Consider the following 20,525-nt stretch of genomic DNA (forward strand, 5'->3'; position numbering starts at 1 on the left):
TTTTATAGCAGTTTTTTAAATAAATCCTCGTACTATGAGAAAAGAAAATAAGAGGGAGAGAGGGAATGATCAAGCACATCGTCACCCCATTTTTATGTGGTGGTTTTTTATTTTTACAAGCCTGCGGTACAAACAATAGTAATCCTAAAACCACAGATCAAAATACAGTTCAGCAAAGCGCACAAGCGAGTCTACAGACTTACCATATAGAAAATATTGCACAATTTAATGAACCTTGGGCAATCACGTCGTTACCTGATCAACGCTTGCTCATTACAGAACGCAGAGGTCAGTTAAAGATATTCGATCCTAAAACCAAACAAAGCTTGAATGTTGAGGGGATCCCAGCCGTTAGTTATGGGGGACAAGGTGGTTTAGGGGATGTGATTTTACACCCAGACTTTCAGAACAATCACTGGATTTATCTGAGTTATGCTGTAAAAGGCCAAGGTGGCTATGGGGCTGTAATTTCACGTGCCAAACTCGATTTGTCCAGTGTCACACAACCTAAACTCACGGATGTAAAGGTGATCTGGCAACAAGTTCCAAAGGTATCAGGACAAGGGCACTATGGACATCGCATGGTATTTGGTGCAGATGGAAAACTATGGGTAAGCTCAGGGGAGAGACAGAAATTTGATCCAGCCCAAGATATGAAGAGCAATCTGGGTAAAGTATTGCGATTAAATGAAGATGGTACGCCTGCTGAGGGAAATCCATTTAGTCAACAAGGTGGAGTAAGCGCTGAGATTTGGTCATTGGGGCATCGTAATCCGCTTGGCATCGCATTTGATACCCAAGGACAACTTTGGGTCGTTGAAATGGGCCCAGAGGGTGGTGATGAGCTGAATCTGATTGTCAAAGGTGCAAATTATGGTTATCCAACTGTTTCAAATGGCAATCACTATTCAGGTCTGCCGATCCCAGATCATAGCACCCGACCCGAATTTAAAGCGCCTGAAATTGATTGGACACCGGTAATCTCACCTTCAAGCATGATCGTTTATACAGGTGATCAATTTCCGCTATGGCGACAAAAGGCTCTGATTGGAGGTTTATCATCTAAATCTATTGTTGTAGTAGATCTCAATGCACAGCCTGTTAAAGAAGTGCAACGTTTAGACATGAAACAACGAATTCGTGGTCTACATCAGGCCCAAGATGGATCGATTTGGGTCATTGAAGATGGACCGCAGGCAAAACTACTTAAGCTCAATGCAAATTAAATCTTAACTTAAAGTGAAATGATGAATGACTAAGCCGAACGATTTTTCGAGAACTTTAAAAAAATTGCTGATGGTGGCAGGACTATTATCTTTTAGTTCAATACTTTGGGCTAAAAACCTGACTGAGCAACAGGTGAAAGCTGTGATTGATCAGCAATTTAAGCCTTTATTGGCGCAATATAAAGTACCGGGAATGGCGGTAGCAGTGACCTTGAATGGTAAACACTATTTTGTCAATTATGGGCTAGCCTCTAAACAAAGCCAGCAAGCTGTGAGCAATAAGACCTTATTTGAACTTGGCTCGGTGAGTAAGGTCTTCAATGCGACTTTGGCAGGCTATGCACAGGCACAAGGGCAGTTGTCATTCTCTGATCATCCAGCCAAATATTTTCCTGAACTTAAAAATACAGCCGTAAATCAAGCGACATTATTGAATTTAGGCACATACAACGCTGGAGGCTTCCCACTACAATTTCCTGATGATGTTGTGAAACAGCAGGATATGATTCGATATTTTCAAGAATGGCAATCAAAAACAAAAATCGGTGCTGCACGTCAATATTCCAATCCGAGTATTGGTTTGATGGGTTATGTGACGACTTTAGCCATGAAAAAACCTTATGTAGAATTGATCGAGCAAACGCTTTTTCCTCAATTGGGTATGACTCAAAGTTTTATCAATGTACCTAAGCCGCATATGTCGCAATATGCATGGGGATACAAAGCCGATCAAGCCATGCGTGTATCACCAGGTATGTTTGATGCAGAAGCGTATGGTGTGAAAAGTAGCAGTGCAGATATGTTGAAGTTTCTAGATGCGCAGATCAATGTGCAACAGTTGCAACAACCTATCCGTAAAGCCATTGAAAATACCCATGTGGGCTATTTTGAAGTGGGGGCAATGACGCAAGGTTTGGGTTGGGAGCAATATGCTTATCCTGTGAAATTAGAAACCTTGTTAGAGGGCAATTCAAGCAAAATGGCACTGGAAAGCCATGCTGTTACTCCAATCAAACAGCCAAAGATTGCTTCACCAGCAACCTATTTTAATAAAACAGGGGCGACCAATGGCTTTGGAGCGTATGCTGCTTTTATTCCACAGCAAAAAATCGGTATGGTGATGCTTGCTAATACCAATTTTCCGAATGAAGCACGTATTACCGCAACCTATCAAGCGATGCAGCAAATTCTCAAACAGAATGCAGCTCAATAGACTGATCATTTGTTTTGCAGATTCAAATTGTAGATTTGTGCCAGACACAATAGACTAGGATAAAACAGCATAAAGCCAGTGATGATGTCAGATACGCATATTCCTTTACCTGAACGTTTACGCCCTCGTGATTTGTCTGAAATTATTGGACAGGATCATTTGCTGGGTGACAATGCACCTTTGCGTCAGATGATTGATCAAGGGCATTTGCCTTCGATTATCTTTTGGGGCCCACCAGGAGTAGGGAAAACCACGATCGCATTGTTATTGGCCCAAGCTGTGGATCGTCCATTCATTAGCTTATCTGCGCTCAATACAGGGGTGAAAGAGCTGCGTGAGGTGATTGCTGAAAGCGGTGATCTACTTACACCCGTGGTCTTCATTGATGAGATCCACCGTTTTAATAAATCGCAGCAAGACGCTTTACTCAATGCCGTTGAGAAAGGCAAAATCACGCTGATTGGGGCAACCACAGAAAACCCATCCTTTGAAGTTAATAGTGCATTACTGTCACGGTGTCAGGTCTATACATTGAATAGTTTGGATGCGGAAGCCATTCAAACCTTACTCAATAAAGCCATTCAAACGGATAAGTTTCTAAAAGAGCGTTTTATCCAGATTGAGGAATATGATGCACTGATTCAATTTGCTGCTGGAGATGCACGTAAAGCACTCAATCTGATCGATTTAATTGCCAGCACCTTTGAGGCAGATGTTGAAAATGTTGTCACCAATGCGATTGTGGTCAAAGTAGCGCAACAGAATATTGCCCGTTATGATAAATCGGGTGAGCAGCATTATGATTTGGTTTCAGCATTTATCAAATCGATCCGCGGTAGTGATCCAGACGCGACGCTGTACTGGATGGCACGTATGCTCAAAGGCGGCGAAGATCCAGTGTTTATCGCGCGTCGGATGTTGATTGCGGCATCGGAAGATATCGGCAACTCTAATCCCAATGCATTATTGTTAGCAGGTGAGTGTTTCCGGTCGGTGCAAGCCGTAGGTATGCCTGAGGCGCGTATTATCTTGGGACAGTGTGCGGTTTATTTGGCAACCAGCCCAAAAAGTAACAGCACTTATTTAGCAATTAATCGTGCTTTAGAACTGGCAGAAAAAACAGCGAATTTACCTGTGCCATTACATTTACGTAATGCGCCAACCAAACTCATGAAGCAGCAGGGTTATGGCGTAGATTATTTGTATCCACATAATTACCCTGAACATTTCGTGTTACAAGCGTATTTGCCACCAGAACTACAAGGAACCAAGCTCTATGAGCGGGCTTTAAATAAGCGAGAGGTTGAGGCTGAACGCTTGCAGCAACGACGTTGGCAGCAAGAGCAACAGCAGCAGTGAAATTTTAACTTGTTGAGCTCCATTTAATTAATCTGTATTTGTACGCTTGGTTACTTGGCAGTACTTCGTAATGGGTTTTTGGTGGGGTGTGAGTATAGCTTCAAGATTATTTATATTTTCAGTTGCTAATGTCTCAGCTTGATGGCTATTCTTTAAGTGTTTATTTTCTTTTGCAATTTTAGCTTGTTCTAAGCTGATTTTATAGATTGCGCAGATTTTATTTGGAATAGCTTGACGGTCTCCTGTAACTATCGCAACGCTTAAATCGTTATGATATTGCTGACCGAGTTCGTTATTTTGCTTTAGATAGCGATGGAACTCATCGTCTTCCATTTTTTTTGCAAAGGATGAAGCAGAAATGCATATAAGCGCCAAAGTAAAAAAGAAATATATTTTTTTCATTGCATTGTCGGTGACATTCTTTCGTTACATTTCAGTTTAACAAATAACTCTTCGCTGTGGGGGAAGACTGAATGTTAATGAATTAAAAGTTTAGTCATAGCAGTGTGCTTATCTTAATTGGTAGCTGCTCGAATCAATAAAAACAGATTTGAACTTGCTGCTTTATTTATTTATGTATTGATATGAACCCCAAAAAAGCCACACTCATTGGATTGCTTGCGATCTTCTTATGGAGCTTGATCGTTGCTTTGATCAAGGATGTTAGTAGTCATTTTGGCGCAGTGGGTGGTGCAGCATTGATCTATACGCTCGCTTCAATCTTTCTATTTTTCTCGGTTGGTTGGAGCAGCCTCAGAACCTTCCCTAGAACATATTTAATTGGGGGTAGTGTTTTATTTGTTGCTTATGAAATATGTTTGTCGCTTTCAATTGGTTATAGCAACAATAATCGAGAAGCGATTGAAGTGGGAATGGTGAACTATCTCTGGCCGACCTTTACCATGGTTGCTGCAATTTTGTTTAATCAGCAGAAAGCCAGTGTCTTAATTATTCCTGGTTTTGCTATTTCTCTATTGGGGATTGGCTGGGTGCTGGGTGGTGAGCAAGGTTTTGATTTACCGAATATGTGGGGCAATATTCAAAGCAACCCACTAAGCTATGGTTTAGCCTTTGTTGGGACATTGTTGTGGGCGGCTTATTGCACGTTGACAGCCAGAATTGCAAAGGGTGCGAATGGCATCACTTTGTTTTTTACTCTGGTGGCAGTTGTACTTTGGATTAAGTATTTCTTGATGGGCGGAGGTGGATTAAATTTTGATTGGTCATCCTCTGTTTCATTGGTTATGGCAGCTGTGGCCATGGGTTTTGGTTATGCAGCTTGGAATGTCGGGATTTTACATGGCAATGTAACGTTATTGGCAGGTGCTTCTTATTTTATTCCTGTGTTTTCTGCGCTTTTTGCAGCATTTCTACTGAGTACACCATTAGAGTTATCCTTTTGGTATGGCGCATTTATGGTTTGTATAGGGTCAATTTTATGTTGGTTTTCAACAAGAACAAGGAAAGATTGATCTATATTTTAAAATGAAAAGCCCCCTTTCAAATAGCCATAAAAAAACCAGCATTTGCTGGTTTTTTTACTTTAGCATTGTTTAAAGGTCATCTAAGTTAATGCCTAAACGTGCCGCAACTTCTTCATAAGCTTCAACCACACCACCTAGACCTTGGCGGAAACGATCTTTATCTAATTTCTTCTTGGTGTCTTTATCCCATAAACGGCAACCGTCTGGAGAGAATTCATCACCAAGTACGATGCGATCGTGGAACACACCAAATTCAAGTTTGAAATCAACAAGAATCATATTACCTGCATCAAATAATGCTTTTAACACATCGTTTACTTGGTAAGTGAGTTCTTTCATTTTTTCAAGTTGATCAGCAGTCGCCCAGCCTAAAGCGATTGCTTGAGACTCATTGACCATTGGATCGCCAAGAGCATCGTCTTTGAAGAACAATTCGAATGTAGGCGGTGTAAGCTCTTTACCTTCTTCGACACCTAAACGACGGCAGAGTGAGCCAGCAGCATAGTTACGGATGACACACTCAACAGGAATCATCTGAAGTTTTTTAACCAGCACTTCAGTTGGAGAAAGTAATTCTTCGAAGTGGGTTTCAATCCCTGCTTCAGCCAACTTTTCCATGATAAAGGCGTTAAAACGGTTGTTGACCTTGCCTTTACGATCTAGCTGCTCAATTTTTTCGCCATTAAATGCCGAGGCATCATCACGAAAGACTAAAATCAGATGATCAGCGTTATCTGTCTCATATACAGATTTTGCTTTACCAGTATAGAGCAAGGTTTGTTTTAACATGGGGGAACCTTTTGAAAAATATGCCTAGTAAACGACTAGGCTGGCCAATTTTGGTAAATCTGGGCTAACACCTCGGTTGCAATCGCTTGGTCTGCAAAGGTGGCGTCAGGTTTAAATAGAGCGATGGTATTGTTTGAACCAACAGCAGACAGCTTTAACACATAGGTTTGATTGTCAACCTGAATTGTTGCCTCATAGCCGTTATTGGCTTGAGAAATCACTTTGTAGTTAAGACTATTCAATGTAGCAAAGGTATATTGCCATGCTTCAGCAGTTGGACCTTCCACTTTCAGTAATGGATTGCGGTTTCCATCCATAACGAGTTGTGGGCGACCTAGGGTTGCCACGTTATCATCTGGATTACTTGCTGTCGTTTGCATCGACTCAGGACGTGGTAAGGCGTAGCGGTTGCCTGTCTTATTCTCAAAAGTCGGTGCGTGTTGAATCGCTAATGGATCCACTGTTGGAGCTGGATACAAAGGTGTAAATGGTCTGACCGTTGCTCCTTCAGGGAATTTGAGTGGTTCAAGTGCTTCCGCTTTTTTATAATCTAAAGAGTGATTATTTATGGCAAAGCGACCACAACCAGCCAAGCTCAATGCTGAAATGACTAGGACTATACCAACACGTAATTGCATCATAAATTGCTCGTATTAAATAATTCCCGCAACTTTTAAGTCAGCGCGGAGAGGTTCACGATATTGTTCTGCCAGAGTGGTTAGTGGTAGGCGTACACCAGTCCCAATATATCCCATCTCATGCAATGCCCATTTCACAGGAATTGGGTTTGATTCGCAAAACAAAATATTGTGTAGATTTGCAATTTGTTGATTCAAATTTTGTGCTTTTTCTTTATTGCCAGCAAGCGCCGCTTCACAAACTTCACTCATTTGTTTTGGTGCGACATTCGCAGTAACTGAAATATTACCTTTGGCACCGAGCAGGATTAATTCCCAAGCGGTTTCATCATCGCCAGAGTAAACTGCGATTTTACCGTTTAAGCCATCAATTAGAGCTTTACCACGAGGTACGTCACCCGTTGCATCTTTAATTCCAACAATGTTTTTCACATCAGCAAGACGAATCACGGTTTCGTTCTGCATGTCAACACCAGTACGACCTGGAACATTATAAAGAATTTGTGGAATATCAACAGCTTCAGCAATCGCTTTATAGTGTTGATATAAGCCTTCTTGAGTTGGTTTATTATAATAGGGTGTCACAAGCAAAGCTGCATCAGCACCAAGATCTTTGGCTGCTTTTGTCAGTTCAATTGCTTCGTGAGTTGAGTTTGCACCTGTACCTGCAATAATCGGGATGCGTTTATTGGCAACACGAATCACTTCTTTGATGACTTGTGTATGTTCTTCCATGCTTAATGTAGACGCTTCGCCCGTTGTGCCAACAGCAACAATGCTATGTGTACCTTGTTGGATGTGCCACTCAACGAGCTTCTCAAGGCTCTTCCAATCTACGCGACCATCTTCAAACATAGGGGTGACGAGTGCGACAATTGAGCCTTGAATATTCTGTGCTTGCTGAGTCATTTTAAAAAAATATCCTATTTTTCCATCCGAGATTGAGATAATTAAAAAACGAATATGGGATGGATGCAGTATTTTGATTCGTCGTTCAACAATAGAGTAGAAGTTGAATGACAATTATGCAAATTATGACTGATCGGAGACATAAGAACAATATGCTTTGGTGAAACTGTCTAAAACTTTAAGTCATCTTTCCGTGAATTTTGTTTTGACCGATGCTGTGATCGGTGTAGTCTGATCCATAAGCAGAGTTAAATTTAAGGGAAGGGGTTGAGGGTGAATCATCAAACATCAAAGTTATTGAACAATGCTGCATTGATTGTGGTGGATGTCCAAAATGGATTCACACCGGGTGGGAACCTAGCAGTTGCAGATGCAGATCAAATCATTCCCTTGATTAATCAACTTGCTCCTCAGTTTGAGCATGTCGTGCTGACCCAGGATTGGCATCCAGATCAGCATGTTTCTTTTGCAGATAATCATGAAAACAAGAAACCCTTTGAGACGATTGAGTTGAGTTATGGGACTCAAGTGCTATGGCCAAAACATTGTGTTCAAGGGACACATGATGCTGAATTTCATTCTGAACTACAGATCCCAACGGCACAGTTGATCATTCGAAAAGGTGTTCATCAGCATATCGATAGCTACTCTGCATTTATGGAAGCAGATCGTCAAACACCGACAGGACTGAATGGTTACCTCAAAGAACATCAGATAGATACGGTGTATATTGTCGGAATTGCCACAGATTTTTGTGTGGCGTGGACGGCGATAGATGCGGCGAATATGGGTTTTAGAGCTTATGTGATTGAAGATGCTTGTAAAGCAATTGATTTGAATGGCTCATTATCCGAGGCATGGCAGCAGATGTTAGCGAAAGGCGTTATTCGGATTCAGTCAGGAGAGATTTTCAAGGGAACTCGTGACAACTAGGTTCAAAAGGTTACAATTTTGAGAAGTGTTGAATATCGCCTACACACTTTACCCCATGCCTACCTAGATTTGAAAGTTGAGAGTTTTATGATTGAAGAGCTGGATGAATTTGACCGGAAAATTATTCATCATTTACAGTTAAATGGACGTTTGGCTAATCAAGAGTTAGCTGAATTGGTGGGGCTATCTACTTCTCAATGCTCACGTCGCCGTATTCAACTGGAACAGAAAAAAATTATTACGGGTTACTATGCTCAGGTTGCTTTGATTGCGGATCCGACACCGATCATGGGGATTATTGAAGTGAAGTTGCAGAATTATAATGATGCAACCCATGACCGATTTGTTGATTTCCTTTTACACGAGCCTGCAGTTAAAGATATTCATAAATTAACAGGAAGCTATGACTTTGCGCTTAAAGTTGCGGTTCGGAATCTGGATGACATGGTCAAGCTGATCGGGACACTATCTTCAAGTGATTTTGGTGTAAGTAATTTAAACACCTCGATTGTCTTAGAAAAGCTTAAAGAGAACGGCATTGCCACGAAATGAGGACATAAAGAAAACTGAAATAGAAATACTTGATAGTGGATCAAACCCCATTGCATTAAAATGGGGCAATATATACCTAATCTATTATTACGAACATAAATTGCATTTATGATAAAAATATAAGAATAAATTGCGAAATTTAAATAAAAATGATCAAATATGCCACATCTTTCTTTGAAAGATGTCTCTCCCTGTGTTGTTCTCCTATTGAGTTTTTCCCGTATGAATACCGAGCAAAATATATCTTTGGTAAGTGCCGTCACGCCTGTGGTTGAGCAACACTCAAAGATAGAAGATGCACTTGCGATGTTAATTGGCACATTTATTCTTTCTTTTGCCATGATCTTGTTGAAACAAGCAGGAATCATGACGGGTGGAACAGCGGGTCTATCATTGTTAATCCACTACATTACCGATATTCAGTTTGGTGTTTTATTTTTCTTAATTAATATCCCTTTTTATTATTTTGCATATAAAAAAATGGGACTGGCTTTGGTGGTCAAAACCTTTATCGCAGTTGCTCTGCTGGCTGGCTTTACTGAAACGATTCCTCACTTTGTACAGCTTTCTGCGGTACATCCGATTTATGCAACCGTTTTTGCGAATGTGTTGATGGGCGTCAGTTTTTTAATTTTATTTAGGCATCGTTCTAGCTTAGGTGGAATTAATTTATTGGTACTGTATTTACAAGAGCGTTTTCAGTTGCCTGCTGGCAAGGTACAAATGGGAATAGATGTTGCTATCTTATTAACATCTTTATTTTTTGTGGATTGGCATCTAATTTTAATTTCAATATTGGGTGTAGTGATCTTAAATTCGATTATTTTATTGAATCATAAAACCACACGTTATGTTGCTTGAATACAATTTCTCATATTGACTCTAGTGTTGAAGAACTAAGGTGCTGTTTATAATGAGAATCTAGATTTTATTCAATACATAAAATTACCGAAGTAATGATATGCCTAGCAGTTAAAAGGCTTCATAAAGAATCTCTTTATGAAGCCTTTTTGTCATGACATAAAAAAATAACGAGAGACCAAAAAGCACAGCTAAAATAATGTTTTTTATAAGGGAATCAAAAATATAGGAAGTCATGATCGTGATTGTATTTTCTATTGGATAAGTTACAGGCATTCCATGAAGAATAGGCCTTATGAACATGTGATAAGGTGGAAATATCATAAAAAAAACATATAAGAACCATATAAAGGAAATGGTGAAATTCGATTTATTTTTAACTTTTTTTATGTAGAGATAGGTACATGAAAACAAGATTAGATATGAGAGTGAGGGATCATAAAAAAAAGTTGCAAATGCAGGAAAGAATAATATTAACCAGCTTACATAAGTAAATATTTTGTTTGTATTATTCATATCATTAGAATTTAATTGTTGTATGAGAGTAATTTATACTCTCATACAAATAATTGAAATATCTGAATGAATTTACTCTACAGTAACGCTCTTGGCAAGGTTCCGTGGTTGATCAACATCAGTCCCACGTAAAACCGCAACATGATAAGATAATAATTGCACAGGAATGCTATAAACAATCGGTGCTAACCATTCGCAGACTGTTGGAATATGAACAACATGTTGGCGATCTTTAGCATGAATACCGCTGTTTTGATCTGCAAATATAAAGAGCTCACCACCACGTGCTTGAACTTCTTCCATATTTGATTTCAATTTATCTAACATGTCATCTTGTGGCGCTAAAATGACCACAGGCATTTCGTTATCTACTAATGCCAATGGACCATGCTTCAATTCACCTGCTGCATAGCCTTCTGCATGAATATAAGAAATTTCTTTAAGCTTTAAAGCACCTTCTAATGCGATTGGGAAATGTGTGCCACGACCCAAGAATAGACAGTGATTTTTCTCAACGAATAGCGTAGATAAGCGTAGAATTTCAGTATCGCATTGTAAAGTATCTAAAATGACTTTAGGGCAATGCCACAATCCACTGATAATCTCAGTTAATTGTATTTCTGCAATTTGCTGTTTGACTTGACCGATTTTAAGAATCAAAAGCATTAATGCAGCTAACTGTGTGGTAAATGCTTTGGTTGACGCAACACCGATTTCAGGGCCAGCCAAGGTCAACAAATGATGATCTGTTTCACGTACCATTGATGAGGTTGCAACGTTACAGATGGTCATCGTGCTAATGTAAATCTCTTGTGCTTTGGCACGTTTCTGAACCTCACGCAACGCAGCTAAGGTATCCGCAGTTTCACCTGATTGAGAGATACAGATATATAGAGTATTCGCTACAATCACAGGGTTGCGATAGCGGAACTCGCTTGCAATCTCAATTTGGCAAGAGACACCGATTAATTGTTCGAACCAATATTTGGCAATCATGCCTGCGTGATAACTGGTACCACAAGCAATAATTTGAACTTGCTGGATTTTACTAAAATCCGCATCTGCATGGTTGAGGAAATCCTTGCGTAGCGTATTGCCATTGAGCGCTTGGGAAATGGTTTGCTGAATCGCTTCAGGTTGCTCATAGATTTCCTTAAGCATGAAATGCTTATATTCACCTTTTGAGGCATTGCTTACTGTCGCATCCAATTCCTTCACTGGACGTTCAACAGGTTCGCCATTGACAAACACTTCGATGCTGCTGCGAGTTAAGCGTGCAATATCACCTTCTTCTAAATACACAAAGCGGTTGGTAACAGGAAGTAATGCCAATTGATCTGAGCTAATAAAGTTTTCACCAATGCCCACACCAATCACTAGAGGTGAACCTTCACGTACGGTAATCAATTCATCTGGATGTTCAGTATGAATAATACCAAGTGCATAAGCCCCTTTTAGTTGCGGAACGACTTGTTGAACTGCTTCAAGCAAGCTATCCGTGTTCTTAAGCGCATCATTAACAAGGTGTGCGACGACCTCAGTATCCGTTTGTGAGGTAAATACATAGCCTTGCGCTTGCAATGTGTCTTTGAGTTCTTGATAGTTCTCAATAATGCCATTGTGAACGACAGCTACATTGCCTGAAATATGAGGATGAGCATTATTTTCGGTTGGTTTGCCATGTGTTGCCCAACGGGTATGTGCAATCCCAATATGACCTGTTAGTTTTTGTTCTGATACGGCTTCATCTAAGTTTGCGACTTTACCTACACGGCGCTCACGTAGAATTTTTTGATTATTCAGTAATGCGAGACCTGCGGAGTCATAGCCGCGATATTCTAGTCGTTTAAGTCCTTCAATCAGGATATCGGTTACACAACGTTCTGCTACGCCGCCAACAATACCACACATATAATTACCCTCTTATTTTTTCAGCTTTTGGGGACGTTGATAATTTGCTTTTTCGAACTGTTTTGATCGTTCGACAGCCAAACTATGCTCAGTCACATCACGAGTCAGCGTCGAGCCCGCCCCAGTTGTTGCACCTTGACCAATTTTGATCGGTGCAACCAATGAGTTGTTTGTCCCAATAAAAACATGATCTTCAATAATTGTTCTGTGCTTGTTTGCACCGTCATAATTACAAGTAATGGTACCTGCACCGATATTGCAATCAGCGCCGATATCTGCATCACCCAAATAAGTGAAATGGTTGGCTTTAGAGCCTTGACCAATATTTGTGTTTTTGACTTCAACAAAATTGCCAATATGTACTTCGTCAGCTAGGTTTGCACCTGGACGTAAGCGAGCAAAAGGACCAATCTGAGTGTTCTCACCTACGACAGCATTTTCGAAAATACTGTATGCTTGAATCTTGGTGCCAGCTGCAATACGGGTATTCTTTAAGATACAACCTGCGCCGATCTGTACGTTATCACCCAGTTCACAGTCACCTTCAATAATGACATTGATATCAATCTGCACGTCTTGACCGCACTTGAGACTACCACGTAAATCAAAACGATTCGGGTCAATCAAATGCACGCCCTGTTCCATCAGTTCTTTGGCTTGCTGTTGTTGGAATTGACGTTCCAGAGTCGCCAGTTGGAGGCGGTTATTGACACCATCCACCTCAAATGCGAGTTCTGGTTCAACAGAAGCAACTTCCATACCATCCGCAATCGCCATTGCAACAATATCGGTCAGGTAATATTCGCCTTGTGCATTTTCATTCGATAGTTTAGGCAACCACTCATGTAGTTTTGCATTGCTGACACAATAAATGCCGGTATTAAATTCTTTAATTTGGCGTTGTGCCTCGCTGGCATCTTTATGTTCAACAATCGCCTGAATTTTACCGTCTTGACGGACGATGCGACCATAGCCTGTTGCATCTTCTACAGTAAGTGTCACCAAGCCAATCCCTGTTTGAGTAGATGCATCTAATAATTTTTGTAGGGTATTCGCATGAATACAAGGTACATCACCCGATAAAATCAGCGAAATACCGTCTTGTGGTAATACAGGCAGTGTCATTTGAACTGCATGGCCTGTACCCAATTGCTCAGCTTGTTCAACCCATTCAATATGTTCCTCAGCAAAGCTTTGCTTAACTAACTCTCCGCCATGCCCATAAATGGTAATAATATTTTGAGCATTCAGTTTTTTAGCAGTTTGAATCACATGGCCGAGTAAGGGGCGACCAGCGAGGGGTTGTAATACTTTTGGTCGTTGTGAACGCATTCGCGTTCCTTTCCCTGCAGCAAGAATAATAACTGTTGTTGACATGCCTAACTCTAGTATCAATTGTTTAAGTTAAAAAATAAAAATGAATGGTCCAAATACAAAGTGCTGCCCATAATCCTGCGATAATATCATCGAGCATGATCCCCAAACCACCAGACACTTTTTGATCGGCCCAACTAATTGGAAAGGGTTTCCAGACATCAAAGATACGAAATAATATGAAACCTACAATCACCCATAACCAGTTCACTTGTTGTAAATAAAGTAAAGGCAGCAGGGTAATGGATTGTCCTGCAAATTCGTCCCAAACAATTCTCCCGTCATCATGGACGTTGAGTACTTTTGCTGTATGTCCACAAATATAAATACCCATTAAAGACATAAGAATTACAGCCACAATACTTGTGCTGATGCCAAGTTGTAGCCAAATTGGAATAAAAAGTAGGGCAAATGCAGAACCAAAAGTACCCGGCGCTTTGGGGGCTAAACCAGAGCCAAAACCGACACCGCAGAAAACGATGAAACGATCAAACCAAGTCATTTGGTTAAAGTGTAAGGGTGGTTTATGCAAAGTGTTGGTATCCATGAACATGCAATGGGTATATTTCGCCCATGTACTCAAATAACAATCCAGTTTGTTGGGTAATTTCGCCGATTATTGTAAGCGGAACATCAAGAGATTGTCGCAATAGTTTTTCATAGTTTTGCGGTGATATTGTAAAGCATAATTCATAATCATCACCGCCAGATAGCGCATAATGCCAAGCATTTTGCATTTCAATCAATTTTAGTGATTTATCTATCGGAAGCTGGTTGAGTTGTAATGTCGCACCTTTATTTGATGCTTTTAGAATATGTCCTAGATCTTGGGCGAGGCCATCTGAAACATCAATCATACTCGATGCTAAACCCTTCAACTGCTGTCCTAATTCACAACGAGGTGTTGGATAATCCAAACGTTGCTGTAAAGGATGTCCCAAATGTTGTAATCCAAATGCAGCATCTCCAACTTGTCCACTGACACAAATATAGTCACCCACTTGTGCACCAGATCGGGTAACGGCTTGTCCCTGTTCAATCCAGCCAAGCGCAGTGACGCTAATCGTGAGTTGTGTGCTTTGGGTAGTATCACCACCAATTAAACTGACACCAAACTGATCACAGCAGTCAAATAGCCCTCGACTGAATTCAGCCAACCAGACTTGATCGACGTTCGGTAGGCTAAGTGCTAGTAGGATACTATGCGGTTTTGCACCCATGGCAGCAAGGTCGGATAAATTAACCGCGACACTTTTCCAGCCAATGGCATGGGCAGACGTATCTAAGGGGAAGTGTCGTCCAGCAACTAATGTATCTGTACAGATTACGAGTTGTTGTCCGGAAGGGGGAGTGAGAATGGCTGAGTCATCACCGATTCCTAAACTCACATCTGCATTTGATGGTCGTTTAAAATATTGATCAATAATGGAAAACTCAGCCATAGCACCAAGCCTATTATTTTGCTTGTTGTTTTTCAGCTTCACGAAGCTTCGATGAAAGACGGTCTAATACACCATTGATATATTTATGACTGTCTGCACCACCAAAGTGTTTTGCTAACTCAATTGCTTCATCAAGTACTACACGGTATGGGATTTCGAGATGATCTCTTAATTCATATGCACCGAGTCGTAACGTTGCAAGTTCTACACCATCAAGTGCAGATAGCTCACGGTCAAGTACAGGAATGAGTAACTCATCTAAAGCTTCATGTTGAGCAACCACTTGAGTGAGCAATTCATGGTAATAGTTAAGGTCAACTTTGTGCATGGCATTTTCTACACGTGTACGTGCTTCAATTTCATGAACAGGATTTTGACTCATTTGCCATTCATAAATCCCTTGTACAGCAAAACGACGTGCTTTGCGTTTCGCTGCATAAGCGGCCTGAAGTGTTTGCGACATGCTTTAAATTGCCTTTAATAAGTTAACCATTTCGATTGCAGTCAATGCAGCTTCGCTACCTTTGTTTCCTGCTTTCGTACCAGAACGTTCGATTGCTTGTTCAATGCTATCAGTTGTTAAGACACCATTGATGACTGGCATTGTGCTTTCAAGTGCAACCACACCTAAACCTTTTGCACATTCGCCTGCAACAAAATCAAAATGTGGTGTGCTACCACGGATTACTGCGCCTAAAGCAATGATGGCATCAAATTTATTTGATGCTGCTAATTTTTTTGCAACAATAGGTAGTTCCCATGCACCAGGTGCATGAATCACGGTAATTGCATCTTCTGCAACACCATGACGTTTTAAGGTGTCGATTGCACCTTCAAGTAAATGTTCAACCACAAAGCTGTTGAAACGACCCACTAAGATCGCATAACGACCTTCGCTTGCGAGATGTAATAAACCTTCAATTCGGCGAATTGCCATAGCAACCTCGATTATTTTGCTGTGATTTGATCGGCAGTGATGTATTCCACTACCTCTAGATTAAATCCTGATAAGGCGTTGAAACGCAGTGGAGAACTGAGTAGTTTCATTTTTTCCACACCTAGATCACGTAAAATTTGTGCACCTACACCAATGGTTTGATACTGCTGTGATAAAGCAGCATTGGATTTCAATGGTTTTGGTTGATTAAGCTGATGAATCGCATGGCCCAAATCTTCTAAATGGTCTTGACCAATCCAAACCAGAACGCCGCGTTCACTCGCTGCAATGGTTTTCATAGCAAGATCAAGATTCCACGCTGCTGAACCATCTGTTTTTTTGAATTTGAGCAGATCACGGACAGGATTGAAGCCATGCACACGAACCGTGGTCACGCCTTCTTTTGGCTCACCTTTAACCAATGCTAAATGGATATCAGGATCGCCAATTTCGCGATATTTATATAAATCGAAAGTGCCGTATTCTGTTTCAATGGTTTCTTGAGATAAACGTTCTACGGTTTGTTCGTTGGTCATACGATAATGAATAAGATCCGCAATGGTTCCAATCTTTAAACCATGTTTTTCAGCGAAAATTTCCAGATCAGCACGACGTGCCATAGTACCGTCATCATTGATAATTTCACAAATGACAGAAGCGGGTTCTAGACCTGCAAGACGAGCAAGATCACAGCCTGCTTCGGTGTGTCCTGCACGGTGTAGTACACCACCTGGTTGGGCCATTAATGGGAAAATATGCCCAGGTTGTACGATATCACTTGGTTTGGCATGTGCAGCAACCGCGGCATGAATGGTGTGCGCACGTTCAGCTGCCGAAATACCTGTGCTAATACCCTCGGCTGCTTCAATCGAGAGCGTAAAGTTGGTGGCGTGTTGAGCACCATTTTGATCAACCATCAAAGGGAGATTAAGTTGTTTGCAGCGTTCACGACTCAGGGTTAGGCAGACCAAACCACGTGCATGGGTAATCATGAAGTTAATATCTTCAGGACGTACATGCGTAGCAGCGATAACTAAATCACCTTCATTTTCACGATCTTCATCATCCATCAGGATGACCATTTTGCCTGCACGAATATCTGCGACAAGCTCTTCAACACGACTCAGCGGCATTCGCTTTCACCTTTGATGTTGCCTTTTCAGGCACTAGTATTCGATAAATCTGGCATAGTTTAACGCATTTTAAAAAATTTCGCCTGTGCTTCTTTATCAATTCAAAATACGGATGGGTAAGCAATAGATTTTAAGTTTGACGGATAGTATTAATCGTTGAGATTGAACGTCTAATGATCGCAATGTAAAAAGCCCATGCATCGGGTTGTGATGCATGGGCATTCTATAAAGCATAGTATATGAAACGTTTGAGTGATTAAGACTCAGTTGCAGCTTTGGTTTTCTTCCCCATCAGGATTTCAGTCCGTAGAGTTTGTGCTAAGGTTGCACATTCCTCATTCATCCCATTAATCATAAAAGCATGGCGAGTCATGATATTACTTGGATTTGGCATTGCCACCAACTCATAACTATTTTGAATGACTTTGAGTTGTTCATGGTTCAAATGCAATGCAGCCTCTTTGGCATGGATATGTTGGGTCAATCGCTTTGCTGCTTCAACAGCATCTAATTGCATGGCATCAACTGCACTGGCAACAGCTCCTCGTGTTTGTAAAGCAAAACGTTTGTCTTCGCGATAACGTTTATATAAAACATCTGATAATAATTGGAACACGGCACCGACCATCATTAGACATTCGAGGGTTTCAGGTTGTTCAGAGGTCGTCGATAGTGTTGCTCCTTCAGCACTAAACTCTTGCACAATATGAATTTTTTTAGAATCAATTTGATAATGTTTGGTTGATAAATCAATACTTTTATCAAGGAATAGTTGACACAGCTTAAAGTAAGGTGCGGAAACTGATTGATTGACGCTACTAAGTAACTGTTTTGGATCATAGAACTGAATATTTAAAGCCAACGCTTGATCATCAAGTTGAATTGATTCAGATGTATTTTTCTCCATACGCGTTTTTGTTGGTGCTTTCGCTTGCTGTTGCGCTTGCGCTTGCGCAACTAAGGTGATGGTATTTTGTTTTTCCAAAGCGAGTGCCTGAGTCAAACGTTGGATCTCATGTTTGAGATGATTCTCTTGATTAATACGTGTCAAATATTCACTACGTGTTGGACGAGCAATGACTCTGTACGCGATCCAAATCAGGAAGTGGAGGAACAAAGAAGCAAAAATTGCTAACCATTGAGTTCGTAAGATTTCCCCAATACTTGGTTGAATCAACGTAATTTCAACAGTTCCTACTTTCTTTTCATTTTGTAGTGCATCACGGACAAATACTTCACCTTGACGTGTTTTTGCCATACCACTAGTTGCAAGCACTTGTTTATTCGCATCTAAAATTCGAATTGAAGCAACACTTGGATTGGTCGCGTAACGATTAGCAACCAATGCTAATGAAACTGTATTGGCAGGTTCTAATTCCGCAAGACTGTCGGCCACCAGCTGACTGGTCATCAGCTGTCCTTGACTGGCGCGATTTTCATTGAGTTGATGTGTCGTTGCAATCACCAATAAAAAGGTATGCAATGCAAAACTTACGATCAGTAGGCTAGCAAATAGCCCTTGGCGAGGCGCATTCAAGTTAAACTTCCAAGGTAAATAGATTTAGGTTTGGTTATGTTATGATTCTTACACACAATAGTTGTCGCTCAAACACGAGTCAATTCATGCGAGAAATCATTCTTATATCCTTTCTAGGACCAGATCAACCGAATCAGTTTACTCGATTAATGCAGGTACTCTCCGTACATTCTTTGCAAATACTCGATGTTGGCCAGGCTGTTATCCATAATCAACTCACCCTTGGGATCGTTGTGGCATCAGACAATGAGACTGCAACGGCATTGGCAATGAAAGAGATTTTAATTTTAGCACATGATATTGGTCTCACTGTGCGATTTAAACCAATCTCCAACGCAGAATATGATCAATGGGTGAGTGAGGGGGGGCGTACACGTTATATCGTGACTGCGCTTGCGCCAGAATTGACCGCAGAACACCTGCAAGCTGTTACTCGAATTGTATCGAGTCAAGGCTTTAATATTGAGACGGTTACGCGTTTGTCGGGGCGTTTAGGATTAGATGAAGAAAGCCCATACCCACGTCGGGCTTGTGTGCAATTTGGTTTAAGTGGGCAGATGCTCGATGCACAAGCGATGCGTGCTGCTTGTTTAAGCTTGTCAGGTGAATTGAATATTGATGTAGCAGTTCAGGAAGACAATGCCTATCGTCGTAATCGCCGTTTAGTTTGTTTTGATATGGATTCAACTCTGATCGAACAAGAAGTGATTGATGAACTTGCATTAGAAGCTGGTGTGGGGGCGCAAGTTGCTGAAATTACAGAGCGTGCGATGCAAGGTGAACTTGATTTCCAACAAAGTTTCCGTGCACGTGTAGCACTATTAAAAGGTTTAGATGCCTCAGTTTTACCTAAGATCGCAGAACGATTAACGGTGACCGAAGGGGCAGAACGTTTGATTTCGACTTTAAAAGCACTTGGTTATAGAACTGCAATTTTATCGGGGGGATTCCAGTATTTTGCAGAATATTTACAAGCTAAACTCGGAATTGATGAGGTACACGCCAATATTTTAGATGTAGAGAATGGTGTGGTGACAGGAGAGGTGAAAGGTGCGATTGTTGATGGTGCACGTAAAGCTGAATTGTTACGTCAATTGGCAGAAAGAATGGGGATCTCGCTAGAGCAGGCGATGGCTGTGGGCGATGGTGCCAATGATTTGCCAATGTTATCGATTGCAGGTTTAGGTGTTGCATTCCGAGCGAAACCTTTAGTGCGTCAAAATGCAAATCAAGCAATTTCAAGTGTTGGTTTAGATGGTGTTCTGTATTTATTAGGTATGCATGATAAAGATTTAAATCGTGCCTAAAAGATCAATCTATGCTTCAACAAAGCCGCATAAAATTAAGCGGCTTTGTTCATTTTAAAGTCGTCATGATTTCGTCATATTTATGTCTAAATGTATAGAAAAACAACGATAAAAAAAATTGAAAAAAAGTTTTTTTGAGCTAAAAAATGGCGATAGTTTTTTGTAATGACACGCTGCATTTGATGCTATATGGAGATTTAAGCGTTTTTTAATTTTTAAAAATGTAATTACAAAAGCATATTGCGACAGCTTGTGTCGTAAGGTTAATTTTAGGCTCTTTTTTTCTTAAAAAAACCCTCCATAATGCATAAAGACGCAAATGCAATACGTAGTACTGTTAGAGATTACAGAACAATTATGATGAGGTCTGACCAAAGATACAGACCATCCCTTTAAAGACGGAG

The 20,525-nt window shown here is 40.7% G+C and carries 20 protein-coding genes; 8 read left to right on the plus strand and 12 right to left on the minus strand.

Annotation, left to right across the window (positions count from 1 at the left end):
* The first annotated feature begins 65 nt into the window (after window positions 1-65).
* The 3 genes from F2A31_RS00275 to F2A31_RS00285 all read left to right on the plus strand — a co-directional run bounded on the left by F2A31_RS00275 (window position 66) and on the right by F2A31_RS00285 (window position 3,798).
* Window positions 66-1,226: a PQQ-dependent sugar dehydrogenase gene (locus F2A31_RS00275; RefSeq protein ID WP_150024634.1), complete on the plus strand. Its 1,161-nt coding sequence runs from the start codon at window positions 66-68 to the stop codon at window positions 1,224-1,226.
* A gap of 25 nt (window positions 1,227-1,251) precedes the next feature.
* Window positions 1,252-2,439: a class C beta-lactamase gene (gene ampC / locus F2A31_RS00280; RefSeq protein ID WP_150024636.1), complete on the plus strand. Its 1,188-nt coding sequence runs from the start codon at window positions 1,252-1,254 to the stop codon at window positions 2,437-2,439.
* An 84-nt stretch (window positions 2,440-2,523) separates the two neighbouring features.
* Window positions 2,524-3,798, plus strand: coding sequence for a replication-associated recombination protein A (locus F2A31_RS00285; RefSeq protein ID WP_115736326.1), 1,275 nt, complete (start codon window positions 2,524-2,526; stop codon window positions 3,796-3,798).
* Window positions 3,799-3,825: 27 nt separating this feature from the next.
* On the opposite strand, the gene F2A31_RS00290 is transcribed toward F2A31_RS00285, so the two are convergent.
* The gene (locus F2A31_RS00290; RefSeq protein ID WP_150024638.1) at window positions 3,826-4,200 is read right to left on the minus strand and encodes a hypothetical protein; all 375 of its coding nucleotides are present in this window, start codon (window positions 4,198-4,200) and stop codon (window positions 3,826-3,828) included.
* A gap of 182 nt (window positions 4,201-4,382) precedes the next feature.
* Between F2A31_RS00290 and yddG the strand changes: the two genes are divergently transcribed.
* Entirely contained in the window at window positions 4,383-5,270 is an 888-nt protein-coding gene (yddG, locus tag F2A31_RS00295; protein ID WP_150024640.1) for an aromatic amino acid DMT transporter YddG, read from the plus strand.
* An 81-nt stretch (window positions 5,271-5,351) separates the two neighbouring features.
* Here the strand turns inward: yddG and purC are convergent, their stop codons facing one another.
* The 3 genes from purC to dapA are packed head-to-tail and all read right to left on the minus strand — an operon-like array spanning window position 5,352 to window position 7,618.
* A complete protein-coding gene (purC, locus tag F2A31_RS00300; RefSeq protein ID WP_150024641.1) occupies window positions 5,352-6,071 on the minus strand; it encodes a phosphoribosylaminoimidazolesuccinocarboxamide synthase in 720 nt (239 codons plus the stop codon).
* A gap of 35 nt (window positions 6,072-6,106) precedes the next feature.
* Window positions 6,107-6,709 (minus strand): lipoprotein-34 precursor (NlpB), encoded by a 603-nt coding sequence (locus tag F2A31_RS00305; protein ID WP_150027590.1) that lies wholly within the window; start codon window positions 6,707-6,709, stop codon window positions 6,107-6,109.
* A gap of 15 nt (window positions 6,710-6,724) precedes the next feature.
* A complete protein-coding gene (dapA, locus tag F2A31_RS00310; RefSeq protein ID WP_150024643.1) occupies window positions 6,725-7,618 on the minus strand; it encodes a 4-hydroxy-tetrahydrodipicolinate synthase in 894 nt (297 codons plus the stop codon).
* Window positions 7,619-7,891: 273 nt separating this feature from the next.
* Here dapA and pncA point away from each other — a divergent pair, with 273 nt between their 5' ends.
* The 3 genes from pncA to F2A31_RS00325 all read left to right on the plus strand — a co-directional run bounded on the left by pncA (window position 7,892) and on the right by F2A31_RS00325 (window position 9,964).
* Complete coding sequence (gene pncA, locus F2A31_RS00315; protein WP_150024645.1) at window positions 7,892-8,551, plus strand: bifunctional nicotinamidase/pyrazinamidase; 660 nt, start codon at window positions 7,892-7,894, stop codon at window positions 8,549-8,551.
* Between the two features lie 87 nt (window positions 8,552-8,638).
* On the plus strand, window positions 8,639-9,103 hold the full coding sequence (locus F2A31_RS00320; RefSeq protein WP_150027593.1) for an Lrp/AsnC family transcriptional regulator: 465 nt from the start codon (window positions 8,639-8,641) through the stop codon (window positions 9,101-9,103).
* Between the two features lie 222 nt (window positions 9,104-9,325).
* A complete protein-coding gene (locus F2A31_RS00325) occupies window positions 9,326-9,964 on the plus strand; it encodes a YitT family protein (protein WP_150024647.1) in 639 nt (212 codons plus the stop codon).
* Between the two features lie 588 nt (window positions 9,965-10,552).
* On the opposite strand, the gene glmS is transcribed toward F2A31_RS00325, so the two are convergent.
* The 8 genes from glmS to F2A31_RS00365 form a co-directional block, all read right to left on the minus strand.
* Window positions 10,553-12,391 (minus strand): glutamine--fructose-6-phosphate transaminase (isomerizing), encoded by a 1,839-nt coding sequence (glmS, locus tag F2A31_RS00330; protein WP_150024649.1) that lies wholly within the window; start codon window positions 12,389-12,391, stop codon window positions 10,553-10,555.
* 12 nt (window positions 12,392-12,403) lie between these two features.
* Entirely contained in the window at window positions 12,404-13,768 is a 1,365-nt protein-coding gene (gene glmU, locus F2A31_RS00335) for a bifunctional UDP-N-acetylglucosamine diphosphorylase/glucosamine-1-phosphate N-acetyltransferase GlmU (RefSeq protein ID WP_150024651.1), read from the minus strand.
* Between the two features lie 22 nt (window positions 13,769-13,790).
* Window positions 13,791-14,312, minus strand: coding sequence for a phosphatidylglycerophosphatase A family protein (locus F2A31_RS00340; protein WP_150024653.1), 522 nt, complete (start codon window positions 14,310-14,312; stop codon window positions 13,791-13,793).
* On the minus strand, window positions 14,290-15,207 hold the full coding sequence (gene thiL / locus F2A31_RS00345) for a thiamine-phosphate kinase (RefSeq protein WP_150024655.1): 918 nt from the start codon (window positions 15,205-15,207) through the stop codon (window positions 14,290-14,292). Before thiL ends, F2A31_RS00340 begins: the two co-directional genes overlap by 23 nt.
* Window positions 15,208-15,220: 13 nt before the next feature.
* On the minus strand, window positions 15,221-15,670 hold the full coding sequence (gene nusB, locus F2A31_RS00350; protein ID WP_150024657.1) for a transcription antitermination factor NusB: 450 nt from the start codon (window positions 15,668-15,670) through the stop codon (window positions 15,221-15,223).
* Window positions 15,671-15,673: 3 nt separating this feature from the next.
* Entirely contained in the window at window positions 15,674-16,144 is a 471-nt protein-coding gene (ribH, locus tag F2A31_RS00355) for a 6,7-dimethyl-8-ribityllumazine synthase (RefSeq protein ID WP_004637206.1), read from the minus strand.
* A gap of 11 nt (window positions 16,145-16,155) precedes the next feature.
* The gene (gene ribBA / locus F2A31_RS00360; protein WP_150024659.1) at window positions 16,156-17,277 is read right to left on the minus strand and encodes a bifunctional 3,4-dihydroxy-2-butanone-4-phosphate synthase/GTP cyclohydrolase II; all 1,122 of its coding nucleotides are present in this window, start codon (window positions 17,275-17,277) and stop codon (window positions 16,156-16,158) included.
* Between the two features lie 256 nt (window positions 17,278-17,533).
* Window positions 17,534-18,814 (minus strand): hypothetical protein, encoded by a 1,281-nt coding sequence (locus tag F2A31_RS00365; RefSeq protein WP_150024661.1) that lies wholly within the window; start codon window positions 18,812-18,814, stop codon window positions 17,534-17,536.
* An 86-nt stretch (window positions 18,815-18,900) separates the two neighbouring features.
* On the opposite strand from F2A31_RS00365, the gene serB reads away from it, so the two are divergent.
* On the plus strand, window positions 18,901-20,121 hold the full coding sequence (serB, locus tag F2A31_RS00370; protein ID WP_150024662.1) for a phosphoserine phosphatase SerB: 1,221 nt from the start codon (window positions 18,901-18,903) through the stop codon (window positions 20,119-20,121).
* The last annotated feature ends 404 nt before the right edge of the window (window positions 20,122-20,525 follow it).

The sequence above is a fragment of the Acinetobacter suaedae genome (assembly GCF_008630915.1).
GTDB lineage: Bacteria > Pseudomonadota > Gammaproteobacteria > Pseudomonadales > Moraxellaceae > Acinetobacter > Acinetobacter suaedae.